This window comes from Schlesneria sp., from assembly GCF_036405755.1.
Lineage (GTDB): Bacteria > Planctomycetota > Planctomycetia > Planctomycetales > Planctomycetaceae > Schlesneria > Schlesneria sphaerica.
In genome coordinates this window covers 1-16,519 of record NZ_DASWWZ010000267.1, presented here as the reverse complement: position 1 = coordinate 16,519, position 16,519 = coordinate 1, and the positions used below count along the sequence as shown (strand labels likewise).

General features: G+C 56.4%; 14 protein-coding genes. 12 read left to right on the top strand and 2 right to left on the bottom strand.

Annotated features, from left to right (window positions below):
* From VGE80_RS09355 to VGE80_RS09340, 4 genes are all read left to right on the top strand, one after another.
* Positions 1–800 (top strand): sodium:solute symporter family transporter (locus VGE80_RS09355; RefSeq protein WP_440592467.1); only part of this gene is annotated, 800 nt, incomplete at its 5' end.
* 44 nt (positions 801–844) lie between these two features.
* Positions 845–1,027, top strand: a complete 183-nt coding sequence (locus tag VGE80_RS09350; protein WP_373649665.1) for a hypothetical protein — start codon at positions 845–847, stop codon at positions 1,025–1,027.
* Positions 1,028–1,091: 64 nt separating this feature from the next.
* Positions 1,092–1,880 carry a glutamine amidotransferase gene (locus VGE80_RS09345; RefSeq protein WP_440592466.1) on the top strand — a complete coding sequence of 263 codons (789 nt, stop codon included), beginning with the start codon at positions 1,092–1,094 and terminating at the stop codon, positions 1,878–1,880.
* 214 nt (positions 1,881–2,094) lie between these two features.
* Complete coding sequence (locus tag VGE80_RS09340) at positions 2,095–2,490, top strand: hypothetical protein (protein ID WP_440592465.1); 396 nt, start codon at positions 2,095–2,097, stop codon at positions 2,488–2,490.
* Between the two features lie 180 nt (positions 2,491–2,670).
* On the opposite strand, the gene VGE80_RS09335 is transcribed toward VGE80_RS09340, so the two are convergent.
* Positions 2,671–3,855, bottom strand: a complete 1,185-nt coding sequence (locus VGE80_RS09335; protein WP_373649662.1) for a hypothetical protein — start codon at positions 3,853–3,855, stop codon at positions 2,671–2,673.
* Between the two features lie 216 nt (positions 3,856–4,071).
* Here VGE80_RS09335 and VGE80_RS09330 point away from each other — a divergent pair, with 216 nt between their 5' ends.
* Positions 4,072–6,261 carry an Hsp70 family protein gene (locus VGE80_RS09330; RefSeq protein ID WP_440592464.1) on the top strand — a complete coding sequence of 730 codons (2,190 nt, stop codon included), beginning with the start codon at positions 4,072–4,074 and terminating at the stop codon, positions 6,259–6,261.
* Between the two features lie 144 nt (positions 6,262–6,405).
* On the opposite strand, the gene VGE80_RS09325 is transcribed toward VGE80_RS09330, so the two are convergent.
* Entirely contained in the window at positions 6,406–7,899 is a 1,494-nt protein-coding gene (locus VGE80_RS09325) for a DUF1501 domain-containing protein (RefSeq protein WP_440592463.1), read from the bottom strand.
* Between the two features lie 361 nt (positions 7,900–8,260).
* Between VGE80_RS09325 and VGE80_RS09320 the strand changes: the two genes are divergently transcribed.
* The 7 genes from VGE80_RS09320 to VGE80_RS09290 all read left to right on the top strand — a co-directional run.
* Complete coding sequence (locus VGE80_RS09320; protein WP_440592462.1) at positions 8,261–8,794, top strand: RNA polymerase sigma factor; 534 nt, start codon at positions 8,261–8,263, stop codon at positions 8,792–8,794.
* On the top strand, positions 8,791–9,576 hold the full coding sequence (locus tag VGE80_RS09315) for a hypothetical protein (RefSeq protein WP_373649658.1): 786 nt from the start codon (positions 8,791–8,793) through the stop codon (positions 9,574–9,576). The genes VGE80_RS09320 and VGE80_RS09315 overlap by 4 nt, the downstream gene beginning before the upstream one ends.
* 1,197 nt (positions 9,577–10,773) lie before the next feature.
* Complete coding sequence (locus tag VGE80_RS09310; RefSeq protein ID WP_373649657.1) at positions 10,774–11,817, top strand: DUF1559 family PulG-like putative transporter; 1,044 nt, start codon at positions 10,774–10,776, stop codon at positions 11,815–11,817.
* Between the two features lie 104 nt (positions 11,818–11,921).
* Entirely contained in the window at positions 11,922–12,362 is a 441-nt protein-coding gene (locus VGE80_RS09305; protein ID WP_440592461.1) for a hypothetical protein, read from the top strand.
* Positions 12,363–12,632: 270 nt separating this feature from the next.
* The gene (locus VGE80_RS09300) at positions 12,633–14,183 is read left to right on the top strand and encodes a metallophosphoesterase (protein WP_440592460.1); all 1,551 of its coding nucleotides are present in this window, start codon (positions 12,633–12,635) and stop codon (positions 14,181–14,183) included.
* 1,009 nt (positions 14,184–15,192) lie between these two features.
* Positions 15,193–15,873 (top strand): hypothetical protein, encoded by a 681-nt coding sequence (locus tag VGE80_RS09295; RefSeq protein ID WP_440592459.1) that lies wholly within the window; start codon positions 15,193–15,195, stop codon positions 15,871–15,873.
* A gap of 300 nt (positions 15,874–16,173) precedes the next feature.
* The coding region (locus VGE80_RS09290) for an endonuclease/exonuclease/phosphatase family protein (RefSeq protein WP_440592458.1) at positions 16,174–16,519 on the top strand (346 nt) is incomplete at its 3' end.

Here is a 16,519-nt window from a genome sequence, read left to right as displayed (position 1 = left end):
TTGAATATGTGCTGGCTCAGGCGTTTGTTCAGATTGCAGCCACGCTGACCTGGCAAACGACGATTGCCAGACTGCTGGCGGCAAAGGATACGTGGACGGGACAGAAGGTCTACATCGGCACCAGCTTCTTCTTCGTCTGTCGCTTTCTGATCCCCGGTATCTGGGGGATCGCAGCACTCGCGATGCTCAGCCCTGACATTCTTGCGTCGCGGGCAACCGATCCCTCCAACGCCACGTTGCAGGCGATGCCCATTTACCTCAGCACGTTCGTTCCGATCGGTCTCATGGGATTGCTGGTGGCGGCCATGCTGGCAGCAGATATGTCGACCGACTCGTCCTACATGATTACCTGGGCGGCAGTCATCTATAACGACATCCTCGGCCCGTTCCGCCGAAGCAAAACGTCCGAAGCAACAGGTCTGCTGATTAACCGTATGATCGTCGCCGCAATCGGGGTATTTCTGTTCTTCTACGGCCTCTTTTATAAACTCGAAGGGGGCCTGTGGGATTATCTGACCACTACGGGAACGGTTTATCTTTCCAGTATGTCAGTGCTGCTGATCGCCTGCTGTTACTGGAAAGGGGCCAATAACTGGGGCGCTGCCGCCGCGATTGTCGTCGGTGCCGCATTTCCCATCGGTTATCTGGTTCTGGAGAAGACAATTCCCGGCGGGGCTGCGACTTTGCATGATTCGTACGGATTCACGCAGGACCGGGCCAAAATTTCTGCCTTCGCGCTTTCCGCAGTGTCCATGGTACTCTTCTCGCTGCTGAAGCCCCGGCCCGCTGCACAGAACTGATGTCGCCGCCTCGCTTGCTCATGAACCTGGATGAAAGCACATTCATGGAAACGTATCGCTGGTTCTGGAGTCTGCTGGCCATCGCTACACTCGTCTGGTACAGCACGATCACTTTGTTCGTTGCTTACAAAGGGGTGTTTGATATCCAGCAGATGCTGAAAAAATTGAGCGGCGGAGACTTCAACCCCGATGCGCCGGAAGCACCGGCCACCGGAAACGAGCAGTAGTTCGCCGCAGTCGCCCCCCCCTCTGACGCATCCAGACAAGACACGCTTTCGGAACGACACCGTCATGGCAAAGATTTACTACGTGGGCGACTGGGCCATTCAACTGGGGCCGGTCTACGCCGAATCTCCTTTTCACCACTCCGTGAAAGGGACAGAAATCTTTAACTATGGTAAGTGGCTGAAAGAAGCGATTGAATCGACCGGCGAGCACCAGGTGACCAGTGTCCCCGGTTGGGACTTTTACATGCTCAAGCCGGGGGAATACGAAGAGATCCTCGCGTCCTACGACGCCGTGATCTTTTCCGATGTCGAGGCGCGAAACTTTCAACTGGCCCCCGCCTTCTTCAAGCGGGAAGGCTTCGGCCAACAGATCCTGACGTTTCCAGATCGGATTCGCTTGACGATCGAAGCTGTAGAAGGGGGGATGGGCGTCATGTTTCTCGGGGGCTGGCAAAGCTTCAGCGGAGACCATGGCATGGGGGGCTGGGGACGCTGCCGGCTGCGTGAACTCCTGCCCGTCACCTGCCTCGACTACGAAGACCTCGTCGAGAGCACCGAAGGCTACACGGCGGAAGTGCTCGATGCGGACCACCCGATCCTGAGAGGAATTGATTTCTCATCCCTCCCACCGATCCTGGGATACAATCAGGTCAAGCCGAAAGAGGGAGGACAGATCATCGCCCGCTGGACCGGCACGACCGACCCGCTGCTCGCCGTCGGCCAGATCGGCAAAGGTCGGTCGATCGCCTACACCTCCGATCCAGCCCCGCACTGGGGCTGTAACTTCGTCTTCTGGGAACATTACAACCGCTTCTGGTTGAATGTGGCCGAGTGGCTCGTCGGGGCACGCTGAACGATCGTCACCTTGACCAGTTGATACACACTGTCGCATCGCATCGACTTCAGCTGGATTTCACCTAGTTCCCGCCGACTAGTGCTTGAAATGCGCGTCTCGACAACCGATGGTAAGAAAGTAATGAATCATTACGAAACTCTTGCCCGCGCATGACGGTCTGCCGTTAGTGAGGCAGACGATTCAACAGGTGTATCCATTCAAGGAAAGTCAGATGCAACGACGTGATCTACTGATTCTCAGCCTGGCGTTTTTTGGCTTTCTGGGTCAGGCAAACGCCGCGGACGCCGATCCTACCGGTACCTGGAAATGGTCCTTCACCAACCCCCAGAACAATCAGTCACGTGACGTGACTTTGAAGCTGAAGCTCGAAGGAGACAAGCTGACCGGATCGATGCCCGGCCGTAACAACAACGAAGTCAACATCGAAGACGGCAAGTTCAAAGACGGCGTCGTCTCATTCTCCGTGACCCGAATGAGAAACGGTAACTCGTTCACCACGAAGTACTCGGGCAAACTCGAAGGGGACACCATCACCGGCAAGACCGAAAACGAACGGAACGGGTCCACCCAGACGCGCGACTGGGTCGCCAAGCGAGAAAAGTCCTGATCCCGTCTGATACGAACAACATAACCACAGCGTCCCTCACCGGAGCTGTGGTTTTTGTTTTCCCTGTTGCGACCAATGAACATTCAGGGGCACGACGGGCGATCGAACCAAAGGTCCCCCCCCCCCCACGGTAGGCCATCCGGTCTGCAAGCCTCTGCTTCCCTCCCAGTCGATGCTCACTTATTGCGGCGGCTTGGGTTTCAGCTTCACAGTGAGTTGCTCGATCTGAAATTGCACCCCGATGGGATCGAAGATCTGCTTAAAGAAATCGTCTGCCGAGACCTTCCTCACTTTGATCTCGACTTTCTGCTGAAGATCAATCCCCGCGGCAAGGAACTCGCCTTCATCGTATTCGAAGGTCACCGCCGATTCCTCGAGCTTCTTCATGAGAGCGAGCACCGGAACCCCGGAAGCCTCCAGCGAGAATTGCTGCTCTCGCAGCGGCTTCGGAGCTTCAATGCGAGTCGAGCCGCCAACCGGTTCACCCCGGAGCAGCCCCGCGACCGCTTCCTGATCCTCAACAGTCCCTTTGACAACAATGTCCGTTTTGACGAGCTGTGCATCGACACGCGGCAGTTGTGAACGAATCATCTCCAGCGCTTCGTCCCGCTTCTGCCGGGACCGATGCTTGCGTTCGACGGCAACTGTTTCCGGGACCGGCATCAGTTCGATACTCGCCCCCTGTTCACGCCACCCGAAGGTCAAATCGAACTGGATCAGCACGACGCTGAGGGCCTCAATAACCGAGACATCGGGCAGCGTCATCCCCGCCCACAGGTCGTGAGGAATCAGATCAGCGTTAGAAACCGTGATCCTGGCACTCTGCGAAAATCGATCGAGCACTTCACGCGGAGTCTCAAGATCCCGCGACGTGAAGGTTTGATGTTTCAATAGTTCCGAACGTCGCCCACGAGCAATCCCGCTCTCCCTGGATTGCACCTCAAGTTCTCTCTGTTCGATCAGGGTTCTTAGCTTTCTGGCAGCCTGCCGGGGACCGATGTAGACCACATTATCGGGGAACGACACGTCCGCATCAGCGTGCCGGGCAATACTGAGCAGCCCCGTCCGCAAAGAAGCGGTGGTCACGTCGATCGGCAGTTCCACGGAAGGATCAACCCTGCGATCGATCACAATGGCGATTTGCCGATCGGCACCGACATCATTCAACAGCGCTCGATATTCCACACTCGTCCAGCTACCGGAAAAGGGCTGTTCGAGCTCCTGTCGATAGCGGGCTCCCGTGAGCCATTCGACGGACGAAGTGAGTCCCGCGGTCGAATCAGTCTGACCGTATGCCGAGGCAACCAGCACAAGCAGCACGGGAAGAATCAGAAGAAGCGTTCGTGCTTCCGATGGCCGTTCCATGAAAAATCCCCTGTAGCGGACGCCAAAATGCAATGTTACCATAACTTCAGACGATTTCGATGCGCCGCTGTTCCGCGAGGAGCCTTTGAAATTCGACATCCCTTCCAACAGGTCTCTTAGGTCAGCGTAAAATCAAATCCTTGAGCGGAACGAGCACTTCTCGGCCCGACGAGTTTCGCCAGCACCGAACGCCCCTATCTTGAAGAGCAGCGACATATGAATCCGACACACGCCGTCGGCATCGACTTGGGTACAACATATTCATGTATTGCCTATTTGAACGAGCACGGCGAACCGGTTTCGATCCCCAATAAAGATGGCGAACTTTCGACTGCTTCGGCGGTCTTCTTCGACGGTAACGAGGCCATCGTCGGCACCGAAGCCCTGCGCAATTCCATCCGGCATCCCGATCGAGTGATCGTACATGCAAAACGGTATATGGGCAGCCCCACTCACCGCTGGAAGATCGCCGGGAAAAGCTACTCACCCGTCGATGTCAGCACGCTCATTCTGAAATCACTGCTCGATTCTGCTCGCGAGAAACTCGGCAATATCACGAGTGCCGTCATTACGGTTCCCGCTCAGTTCAGCGATGTGCAGAGGCAGGCCACCGCCGAAGCAGGGAAGCGTGCCGGGCTGACGCACGTCGACATTATTAACGAACCCGTTGCAGCCGCCTTGTGCTTCGTGCTCGGAACCGAAGGAATCTGGTTTACGGAACTCGCCACCAGTCAGACCGTCATGGTGGTCGATCTGGGTGGCGGCACGTTTGATCTTTCGCTGGTCAAGTATCAGCCGAACGAAGTCAGCGTGATCGCCAGCGGCGGGGATCTGCATCTGGGAGGTCTCGACTGGAACCGCGCGCTGGAAACGGCCATCGGTAAGCAGTTTCACAAAGAATTCGGTGTCGATCCGATGAAGGATCGTGAGAGTGCTCAGGCACTGGCGATGGAGGCCGAGCAAACCAAAAGAAGTCTTTCTGTGAGGCCGAAAGCCGCGATGACGGTGGTCGCCGGAGGACAACGGAAAACGTACCAGGTCGAAGTGGAACAGTTCGAGCGTCTTACCAAAGACCTGGTTGAACGGATGAAGCAACTGACGCTGGACCTTCTGGCAGAACGAAAGATGGGTTGGGCCCGGGTCGACGTGGTCCTGACGACGGGCGGGTCGTCGCGCATGCCGATGGTTCGCAAGATGCTGAAGGATCTCAGCGGACGAACCCTCAACACTTCGTTGTCTCCAGATCAGTCCATCGCGCATGGAGCGACGTACTACGCAGGCATGTTGCTGACGAACAATTCCTTCGCCAAATCGATTCTGAAGCCTCAGGCCTTCGACCGACTCGCCCAATTCAAACAGAAAAGTTCCAGCGCGCGAGCGCTCGGCGTTCTGATTCGGGATCAGGAAACGGGACAGCGCGTACCGAACTACATTCTTCCGGCACACACACCGCTCCCCGCATCCGTCAAACAGTCGTACGGAACGGTGTCAGACAACCAGCGGCGGGTTCATCTGCGAATTGTCGAAAGCGGCACGGCGGCGGATTCCGATTTTGTGGAACTGGGCGACTGTCTGATTGAGCCGCTTCCCGAGAATCTACCGGAAGGAACAGAGATCGAAGTCACCATCTCCTACGATGAGCAAGCCCGGGTTCATGTTGCCGCCAAGGTGCAGGCGACGGGACAGGAGGCCCAGACCGAGATCGTCAGACCCGAGAATCTGGTTGTATCAGCCCTGCATGACGCGGATCAGGATGTTGACGAGATCATCCGCCTTGAACCCGAGAAGACAGCCGTCGCGGCGACAAATCAGGCCCCGGCCGAATCGATCAATCTCGATTTTCCCATCGGTCCCCTCGCGGAAGAACGAAAGCCCGCTGCGCCCCCTGCACCACTTCCGAGGATCACCAGACCGGCAGAATCGATCCTGACGAAACTCGAGGAATCCAGTCGCCCGATCCCCCTGTGCAATCAGTGCGGCGAGCCGATCGACGCCGGTGGCAAGTGCCCCCATTGCCAGTCTCCGGCAATCGTGGATAAGAAGGCGACGGTCAGGCCGGCGGCACCTCCGCCAACTACGGCACCCAGAAAGAGTGTCACCCCGGCAGCAACCCGTCCCGGCAATGGAACAGCAGTCGTGAAGCCTGCGAGCAATTCGTCGGCGGCCGTTCCTGTGACTGAAGATCAGGATCTTCTGGACTTCCTTCGCGACACAGCCGACTCAAAAGAACTGATCGCCAACGGCAACCAACCTGTTGCTCCATCGGCTGCGAAGCCCAAGATCAAGCCCCCGCCGCTACCGCCGACTCAACCGCAAGCCAAGTCTGGCTCACCCAGAAAGACACAGGAATCCCTTCCGCTCGCCCCGGACGATGATGCCGAGTTCTGGAAGAGATTCGATCCCTAGGGCTCAAGGCTGGCGATCCCTGTCGAAACAGATGACTTGCGGAACAAGGATCACAGGACAGTCGCCGCCAGACGATGACGACGAACCCCGCTTGCACGCATTCAGCGAGTTCTCTGATCGGCGGGGCCGGAGGGCGTCAGGGCATCACGCCAGAATTTCCTGAATGACGTGCCCGTGCACGTCGGTCAGTCGACGATCGATTCCATTGTGACGAAGGGTGAGTCGCGTATGGTCGATCCCCAGCAGATGCAGCATCGTGGCATGGATATCGTAGACTTGCGTCGGATTCGCCCGATCCAGTGGCTTGTAACCCCATTCGTCGCTTTCACCGTAGGTGGTTCCCCCTTTGATGCCCCCTCCCGCCAGCCAGTTCGTGAAGACGAATGGATTGTGATCGCGTCCCAGACCTCCCTGGGCACAGGGCATGCGGCCGAATTCGGTGGTCCAGTGAATGATGGTGTCTTCCAGCATGCCCCGCTGTTTGAGATCGGCGATCAGCGCCGCTGCCCCGCGTGACATCCCCAGAGCCAACGGTCCGTGATCCCGGGGGACGTCCTCGTGCGAATCCCAGTTTCGGCGAGGAAATCCATTATCGCATCCCGACCAGATCTGAACGAATCGAACACCCCGTTCGAGCAGCCTGCGGGCAATCAGACATTTCCGCCCAAAGATGTCCGTCTCTTCAGGAACGTTGATCTCCTTGGGGAACTCGCCCCCGCCCTGGTCCAGACCGTACATTCTCAGAATGTGCTGAGGTTCGTTGGTAATCTCCAGAGCTTCGGGCGCGGCCAGTTGCATACGGGCGGCAAGCTCGTAGGACTTGATCCTCGCTTCCAGCCTTGAGTCGCCCGTCCTGGATTCTGCGTGAAGTCGATTGAGCCGGTTCATGACACTCAGGCCAGCCGCGTCTGCCTCTTTCGACACCAGCCCCTCGATCGGGAACAGATCCTCGATCGGATTCACCGCGCCGGGGCGAATCAGTGTCCCCTGGTGCAGCGCGGGAAGGAATGCCGAATCCCAGTTCTTCTGACCGTTTGAGGGAAAGCCGCGATGATCCGGCATCACAACAAACGTCGGCAGGTTGTCGTTCATACTTCCCAGGCCATAGCTGACCCACGCTCCCATTCCCGGGAAGCCGGGCATCTGAAAGCCTGTTGCCTGCAGCAGCGTCGCGGAACTGTGAACTCCTGTTTTGCCAACCAGATTGTGGATAAAGGCCACCTCATCTACCACGGATCCCAGGGGCGCACTGATCTCTGACAGTTCTTTTCCACACTCGCCGTAGGAATTCCATTTCCACGGTGGTGCGAAGGTTGCTCCGTGTCCGTTCTGGAACAGCTCGACTTTTTCGCCCGGGTCCCACGGCTGGCCGTTTCGCTTTTCCAGCTCGGGCTTATGGTCATACAGATCAATGTGACTGGCGGCCCCCGCCATAAAAAACTGAACAACGCGAGTCGCTTTGGGGGGAACATGCAAGACGTCCAGAACGCCCTGGTTCGCACGTGCCCCCGTGACGGCAAACGTACGTCCGGCGTTTGCAGCGAGTTCTCGATCACACAGGCTGGCGAGAGCAACTCCGCCCAGACCACCACCGTACTGCCACAGGAGGTCACGTCGGGAAATGAGAGCGGAAGACATCGCGAATGATCTCCACAGGAAGCCGCAAACCGGATGCGAGATAACAAGCCCGCGATACAAGTGGTCACGCCGACGACAATGCGCCAAGGTCCCGTCCCGATTCGCAAACGGCATCCCAGTCTAAGTCGGAAAACAGGCCGCAACAAGATTGGGTGCAACGACCGTTTCTGAAGCGCGTACAATTCCACCCGCTGACGGTAACCCGGGGGAACGTGTCGTGTTAGGATACAGTCGTCAGGGCGGACACTCGTTTCGCGGGAAGGGGAGGGCGCATCCCCATCAATCCCCCTTAACGAAAAATTTTGAACTGGTCAGGGAATTTTTTGATCACGACAGCGTCTCTGATAGGTTGAGGTCCCTTATGTCTGAAGGCTCGTGTCCCGTTCAGATTGCCGAGTTGGTCGAGCAATTCGCAGAATTGCTCTATCGCTACGCGTATCGCCTGACAGGAAATGCAGTCGACGCAGAAGATTTGACTCAGCAGACATTCCTGACGGCCCAGCAGAAGTGCGATCAGCTTCGCGACTGCAATGCGGCCAAAGGATGGCTCTGTTCGATCCTGAGGAACGCCTTCCTGACGACTCGACGACAACGGGGAAGGACGCAGCCTCTGGAAGGGGTCGTCGATTCACTTTCGCTCCAGGATCCCCCCGATTCGCTCGTGGACCCTGACGAACTGCAACGGGCGCTGATGGAATTGCCGGAAGAACATCGTTCTCCGCTGATCCTGTTTTACTTTGAAGAATTCAGTTATCAGGAAATCGCGGAACAGATGCAACTTCCGATTGGAACCGTGATGAGTCGCCTTTCCAGGGCGAAAGCTTTCCTGCGGCGGCGTCTTTCGGAAGAGACGGAAGTCGGCGGCAGAAATTATCGAGAGAAGGTCGCACTATGAACTGCGCCGAGGTTGAGTCCCTGCTCGATCTGCTCGCGCATCCCGATCATGGGGGACACGATTTCTCACAAGGTGAGCTTCACAAGCACCTGGCGACCTGCCCGGCCTGCCGACAGGCCTATGAGTTGATCGAGCAGTGGGACGCGCAGATTCGGCCTGCGATGAATCAGGTCGAAATCCCAACCGGCTTCGCACAACGCCTGACCTCCGTACTTCAGGACCACAGCCCGGAACCCACCGTGGCCAAACCAACCCCAGCAGCTATTCGGCGCTGGTTTAGTCCGCTTCGAACATTCACCGTGGTCTGCACACTGTGCATTTTTGCTGCCGCCTTCTGGTGGGGTCAGCAACAGCGCCCGAACCCGATTCTGACACCCGCGAATGTCACGTCCCTGTGGGAACAACTGGACCGCCAGAGTCTAAGCCCGTCAAATACGGAAGCACGCCTCCCTCGCAGCTGGTCATCGCTGACTCAGATCATCGACCACCCGTGGCAGCAGGTGCATCTGGCGAGCTCCCGGCTGACGATTCCCGCAAAGCGACTGGAAATCCGTGCCAAGCGCGGCCCGTCAGAAGAAGGGTGGCTGATGGTCGTCCCTAAATCAAGCTGGGGAGTCACCCCCGTGGCTCCGATTTCCGCCGCCCGGATTCAGTATATCCCGCGACGAGTGTGGATGGCGTGGAACGAAGGGGACAACGTGTTTGTACTGGCGGTCAACGGCTCACCCCAGTCGCTCGAACAGATTCAGCGTCAGTTAGAGCTCAATAACACCGTGCTTTAAGGTAGGCCAAGGGCAGATCTCCACGACACTGGCTCAAGGTCCCAGCACCTGACAGTCGGGTTGGCGAGAGAATCACTTCGGCCCGCCCTGTTTTTCAAACGATGAGCCCACTTCTCTTCGCTCGGTGAAGTGTCGAGGCCATCGCTTGAGATCGGTCACCCCTCTGATTTCACCTGATCTAACCGGCCCATTCTCCTGGAGTGACAGCGTTTCAATTACGGGGCTACTACCTGACAGGAAGTGTGCGCGAGTGCAACTTCGGGTTTCATTAAGTTCGCGTGAAGAAATTAACATGAGGGTTGCGGCCTCAGCTTCAAAATGCTAGCGTCATAGTACTGAACAGCGATTCAACTGGGCCATGAATGTTCAGATGATAATCGGAGAATGAGACGCTCGAATCATTCGACGACTGGTAGTGACTGGTCAGAAATTGGATGCGGCGGAGCAAGAGCCTTTTCGGGTTTTCTTCTTCCGCCGGTCGTATCGCAATCGCTTTCCCTGCCTGTCTTCGCGATGAAATTCATTTCCAGTCGGCTTACACCTGCAGGCGATCATCTGATCGTCGCGCGTTGCTGAATAAACACTTCGCCTTACGCAATTCATTTGTCTTGTCCGTTCCAATGAGTCGGAATTCTGCAGTTCAACCCATCCGCCACTCCGGATGATTACCGATACGCTTCTCAAATGTCGCCTGAGGATTGGTATGCTGCTAATTTTTAGGGAGCCGCGTCCTTCGCAAACCCTGGACTCTAATTTCCAGGCTGAGGCGCTGGTCCGTTTTTCCGCGATGAACGAGCCTGCAACACTTCTGCCACTTACAGCGTGGTGGCCCATCGCGAGAACGTAAATTCCTTGCGGGGCAGAACGACTGACTGTGTCCCCCCTTGCCGCTTCTGAAGTCCGGATGCGTATAATCGGGTGACTCACATCGTTTCTGCATTCTTGAAACCTGGCCGGTCATTGCGGTCGAAGGCGTCATCGCTGCGACTGAGATCGAGCAGACTTTTTCATCGTCGTGTCCCTGAGCCCCAACGGGAGCCCCAACGCCATACATCAACGCTGTGACCGAGTCCGTTTTCTGGTCCAGCGTCATCTCAATCATAAAGCGGTACGAATCATTCGATGGCGTCCTGCTGTCGCCAATTCATGTCAATTTGTTCTGTTTGTAGTCCTGTCTTTTATGTTCTGGAGATTTCGATGAGAGAAAAGCGGCGCGGTCGACATGGTTTTACTCTGATTGAATTGCTGGTGGTCATTGCGATCATCGCAGTCCTGATCGCTCTCCTGCTGCCTGCGGTGCAGCAGGCGCGGGAAGCAGCACGTAGAACCCAGTGTAAAAACAGTCTCAAGCAAATTGGCCTCGCGATGCACAACTATCACGATGCCTACAACCAGTTCCCTCCAGGGTACATCGCCAAGACGGCATTCAACATTACATCGGGCGAGCGCAGCTTATGGAGCTGGGGTACGTTTATCCTCCCCTACATCGATCAGGCACCGCTGTACAGCCAGCTCAATGCCGGCAACAACCTGCTGGAAACGGCACTGGCGGTCAATCCAAGTGTCCTCCAGAATAAGCTCGCTGTTTTTCGATGTGCTTCGGACGTTGGACCACAGACGAATAACTACGTCGACACGATGACCACGGGAGCAACGACGACGAACTGGTATATCGCCAGCCTGCAAGACGCGAACGGCAATCTCGTTCCCATTTCAGTATCGAACTACGTGATGGTCGCTGGCCCAGGAGACAGTACGACTCCACAAGTTCGTGACCCGGCCCAGTCGTTGAATCAGCCACTGGGAGTCGGTTTTCAGAATGGGAATGTGGGGCTGCGGGATATCACCGATGGCAGTAGCAACACGTTGCTGGTTGGCGAACGTGCCTGGCAGTACAAGGGCATGACCGTTGGAGCAGCAAACGTCTTTGGCTTCTCGGCCGCCGTCGTTGACCAGGGATCTTCCGCTAATGTGAAATCGGCAGCCATGAACGTATTGGGGCTGACCTATAACGGCATCAATGCCACCATCGGCCTCCAACACGATCGACGCGGTTTCAGTAGCAACCACGTCGGGGGAGCACATTTCGTTCTGGCTGATGGTTCTGTGCGACTCATTAGCGAGAACATCGACTACCTGAAGCTCTCCTCCGCCACAGCGCCGGTTCCTTTCGGCTGTGTGACCACGACGTTCGCCCGCCTGGCGGCACGAAACGATGGACAAATCGTGGGCGACTTCTAAGGCAAAGATTTCGTACCCGAATGTTCTTCTAGTCCTGTCGGCGGAAAGCATCGACCAGCGTCGTCGGTGCTTTCCGCCCTTTGAAACTTTGCAGCGGAAAATCGATGTTCAATCAGAAGACTTTTGCTTTAGGCTTGCTCTGGGCCGGATGTGTCATCACGACGATCGGCTGTGGGGGAGCCGACCGGCCCCCTCTCGGCAAGGTGACCGGAACGGTGACCATGGAAGGGGATCCCGTCGAAAACCTGATCCTGCTGTTCAAGCCGGAAGTTGGTCGGGCCGCAACGGCCAAGACTGACGTAAACGGCTTTTATCGAGTTGAGTACGTCAAAGGCGAGCCGGGAACCAAAATCGGCCCCACGACCGTCCTGCTCGAGTGGCCTCTCGGCTACGAAGCACCGTTCCCGATCCCACCTCGCTATACGGGGGCCAATTCGGAACTGAAGCTCGAAGTGGTCGCGGGGAACAATCCGTTCGACATCGAACTGGAACCGCTCACCGAAACAGAGAGGAAGAAAGCCGAGAAAGCCATCCCACTTGAATGACGAGAATCCGTCCGTTCATTCCCGTAGGGTTGTCCAATCGGTCGTTGCCACTTGGGCCCCATTTGCGGGCAGACGGTGAAACGGCGAAGTTGCCCCTGGTTCCCACTCATTGAACCGGTGGCAGACTGACTCTGATCGAATACTCGCCCCCAAGCGAGTATCGCTCTGCAACCGCTGACGCGAAGCTCAGCACGACACGCTCATGAAAGCCAGGGTAGCACACCCTGGTTTTGTCGTTACTACCTATTCGAGATGGGGACGAACGCCCTGATGTTCAAGCAACACGTATTTCTTGCAGCGATGGTGTTGGGATTACTGACACAGAGCGATCTGCGAGCTGACTCGTTTCGTGTGCGTCCGTATCTTCAGAATCCTGCGAAGGACGCCATGACCATTCGCTGGTTGTCGGAAGACGAAACACCCGGCGAGTTGATGGTGGAAACGCCCGATGGCCTGAAGCGATTTGTGTCTCAGCCCACCAAAGCCAGTTCCCTCGCGTACAGCCCCTTCGCAGAAGAACCGGGCGGCCCTCATCCCGGACTGCCATGGATCCACAGTATTCGCGTGACCGGTCTCAAATTGGGAACCCGTTATTCTTACCAGGTGACTCAAGGAGCGGATCGGCGGTCCGGTACGTTTCAAACGGCCCCTGACAGAGATCATCCCGTCCGATTCATGGTCTATTCGGACCCCGAAACCGAGCCGGAATCAACATCCAGCCCACCGGTCGACTGGCCCGTGAACTCTCGCAGCAATCGCCCCACAGACATCCTGAAGTACGTCACCGATCAGACGACGGGCTATCGCCAGAACATTCACATCATGGCCGCCCGAAATCCAGACCTGATTCTCGTCACAGGGGATCTGGTCGAAACAGGGGGCGAACAACGCGACTGGGACGAGTTCTGGCGACATAACGCCGGAGACTATGGAGCGATTGCATCGAATGTGCCGCTCATCCCCGCCATCGGCAACCACGAGAACTTCGCCGGTCCCGGTGGAGGCTATTCGGCGGAAGGAGCCAACTTCGCCACCGACAAGTTCCTGACATACTTTGAGGCCCCCTCCAATCAGGCGACGAACTCGAAACATACGGGTCGCTACTACCGGATCGACTATGGCCCGATTTCGATTATCACCCTGGATTCGAGCGACGGCCTTCCGCATAAGTCAGCGGCCGATACGAACCATAATCTCGAAGGGAGCAACGCGCCCGACTTCAATCCGGGCTCCGAACAATACCGCTGGCTCGAACAACAATTGGCGGAAACACAGAAAACAAGCCGTTTTACCTTCGTGCAGTTCCATCACACGATGTACGGATCCGGCCCGCACAGCATCCCGTTCGGCAACGAAAAATTTTCAGGTCAGGCAGGAATCCCCATGCGAGTCCTCGAGCCACTATTCTTCCGCTATGGAGTCGATGTGGTCTTTTCCGGCCATGACGAAATGCTGGAACGGTCACAGACAAACGGAGTGGAAACCCTGACCGATGGGACGAGCAGACCTCACACGATCCACTTTTACGATGTCGGTATTGGCGGTGATGGTCTTCGCGAACCCTCCGTCGGGTTTGACAATCCGCACAGGAAGTTCCTGGCCCATGAGGATGCCCCAGAGTCCTGGAACGGCAGACAGCTCATCTCGGGCGGAAAGCATTACGGACACCTTGAGGTCAATGTGGCCCCCGATTCGAATGGACGCTGGCAAGTAGAACTCTCACCCGTTCAGATCTTTCCGTTGTTGAATCCGGAAGGAACCGTCACCGGTTGGGAGCGCAGGACCTACGACGATGTCGTTCGAATCACTTCGAACGACTGAAACTGCCAAGCGACCGCGACAATCCAACGAGCGGCTGAGCACCAGGGGTCGCCTCTTCCCGCGCCCGTACGATGAGCCACGGAAGAGGCACGATTCTTTCCGAATTGTCAAATAACCCTTTTTCCATCAAAGCGACTTGTCGCCTCTGCAGAGCGGAACGTGTGACCCTGAACGGTTCTCAAGATTGGCTCCCCTCTCCCCCAGCCTCAGGCGGGCGGGAAGGTGAAACTGCCCACCCTGAACAACGGGGACTCTCTCCATCCGCGTTGCCTGTCCCAGGTTTCAACCTGTTTGGATGTCCGACCTTTTCACTTTTCCTGGTTCAGTTGATCCTCAGAATTTCACGAGTAGCAACCTGCCGAGTCAGGAACATCGCGAACGGGGACATGCCGCTTGCCGAAATCCGCTGGCCAGCCCGGCCAGTCCGCTCAAAACACTTAAAGTGTAACCACTGCAGCACATGGGACTGGCCACCGACTGGCCAGGATTTGGCCAGCTGGCCAACCCGATTCTATTTGTTGAGAAAACGGGGCAGGCCACCTCCATAGTGCCGTCCCCCTCGGCTCGAATGACGTTCGATAGTCTGACCACCATGTTCGCCTTCATCCCTTACCTTTCAACGGGAAATTCCCCAAGCAAGGAGTGTCAGAAACAAACAGCAATACCGCGAGCCCAAACTTCCAAGCCATTGGAATCGAACCCACACCTCAACCTCGGTTACTCAGCAGCGGTCCCCACCCAGAGGGACGTGACGACGAGTAATAACCTCGACAACCATGGTGGGGTCCGCGGGTGCCCCCTATCGTCCTAGAACGAGTTGCTGTCCTTCGTGGCAGGGGAGGGAGCCGCGTGGCTAAATTGTCAACTTCCTGGAAACGATGTGATCGCCTGCCACAAACCCTACATTCGTAGAGGACTCCAACTGTGATTCAAAACGGTGAGTTTGCCCCAGGACTTGGTCTTGGCGTCTCGAATGCAAATTTTGCCTCCGAACCACAGACGGCCAACCATGAATGAAACTAAAGCATCAGGTCAGTTGCCCGAGTTCGAGAAATGGGTTGAGTCCTGGTTTATCGAGTCAGGTGAAGAGCTCTCGGATGAGGACGAAGACTGGCAATTATCCAGTCAAGATTTGGCTGAATATTACGCTCGGCTATTCGAGTACCCTGAGTTTCTGGCCATGAAATTCACACGAGAACAGCTGGCGGCGGGCATCTGGAATATTTGTGGTCCTCACGGTTCATGGCATGATGCAATGAACCCATCTGTTCCTGACTCCATTCGCCGTCGCTGTGTACGTGCAATCGGAACTTTCTACACGAACCTCTTGGACCCGATGTGCATCTTCGTATTGGACGACGCACAAGAAACAGACCCACTCTGCCGTGCGGTCTACATGATGTGGGACATGGACGGCATCAGTCTTTTGCAAACCTATCCAGAATTCCAAGACGATTGTATCGGCGTGCTTTGGGCGGCAATCAACTGCAAAAGCGTTGCTTGCGTCACCAGCGGATTGCACGGCATTGGTCATTGGATTTCAATCGGTGAAGGGCAGCACGACTCAAAGCTGGTGGAATGGCTGCAAGCCTGCATCGATGCTTTCCTGGTTCGCTATCGCCAGAATGTCGATGCTGCTCCTTCACTCATCGAGTACGCTTCAAACGCTCGAAGTGGGACGGTGATGTGAAAAACAGCGAGTTTCGGAATCGCGTCCAAGTGAATCGAGGCGGGACTGGCACAACTGTCCGACGAACAGTTCAAACCCGAATTCACGGAGCAAACGATTGAGCTTGTCGTGAAATACATGTTCTCAACGGGTCGCCAGACGATCCGTCTACAGCCAGAATTCCAGCCGAATCTCTGATTCACGCTTCCCGGGCGACACCGCCAAATCCGCCCGATACGATCTTCTAATGTTGAGAAGTAGAAACCAACTATTCGTCAGCCCTTTGGGGTTCTTCGACGGGCAGACAAGGGAACCCATTCCATGAAAGCGCTCCTGCTCGCTTTGATCGTTCTGACCACGATGGTGCAAACGAGCTTCGCTCAAACCGTGACGGTGATGTCGTGGAACATCCGTCTCAACACTCCTCGCGATGGCGTGAACGCCTGGCCGAACCGCAAGGACTGGCTGGCCAGGATCGTTGCTGACAACCAGACCGATATCGCCGGGTTTCAGGAGGTTCTGGCCGGGCAGCTTGAGGACCTGAAAGAACGACTCAAGGACATGGACGCGTACGGAGTGGGTCGTGATGACGGCAAGGCAGCCGGGGAGTTTTCGCCGATCTTCTACCGCCGGGACCGTTTTGAACTGCAAGAGAAGTCGACATTCT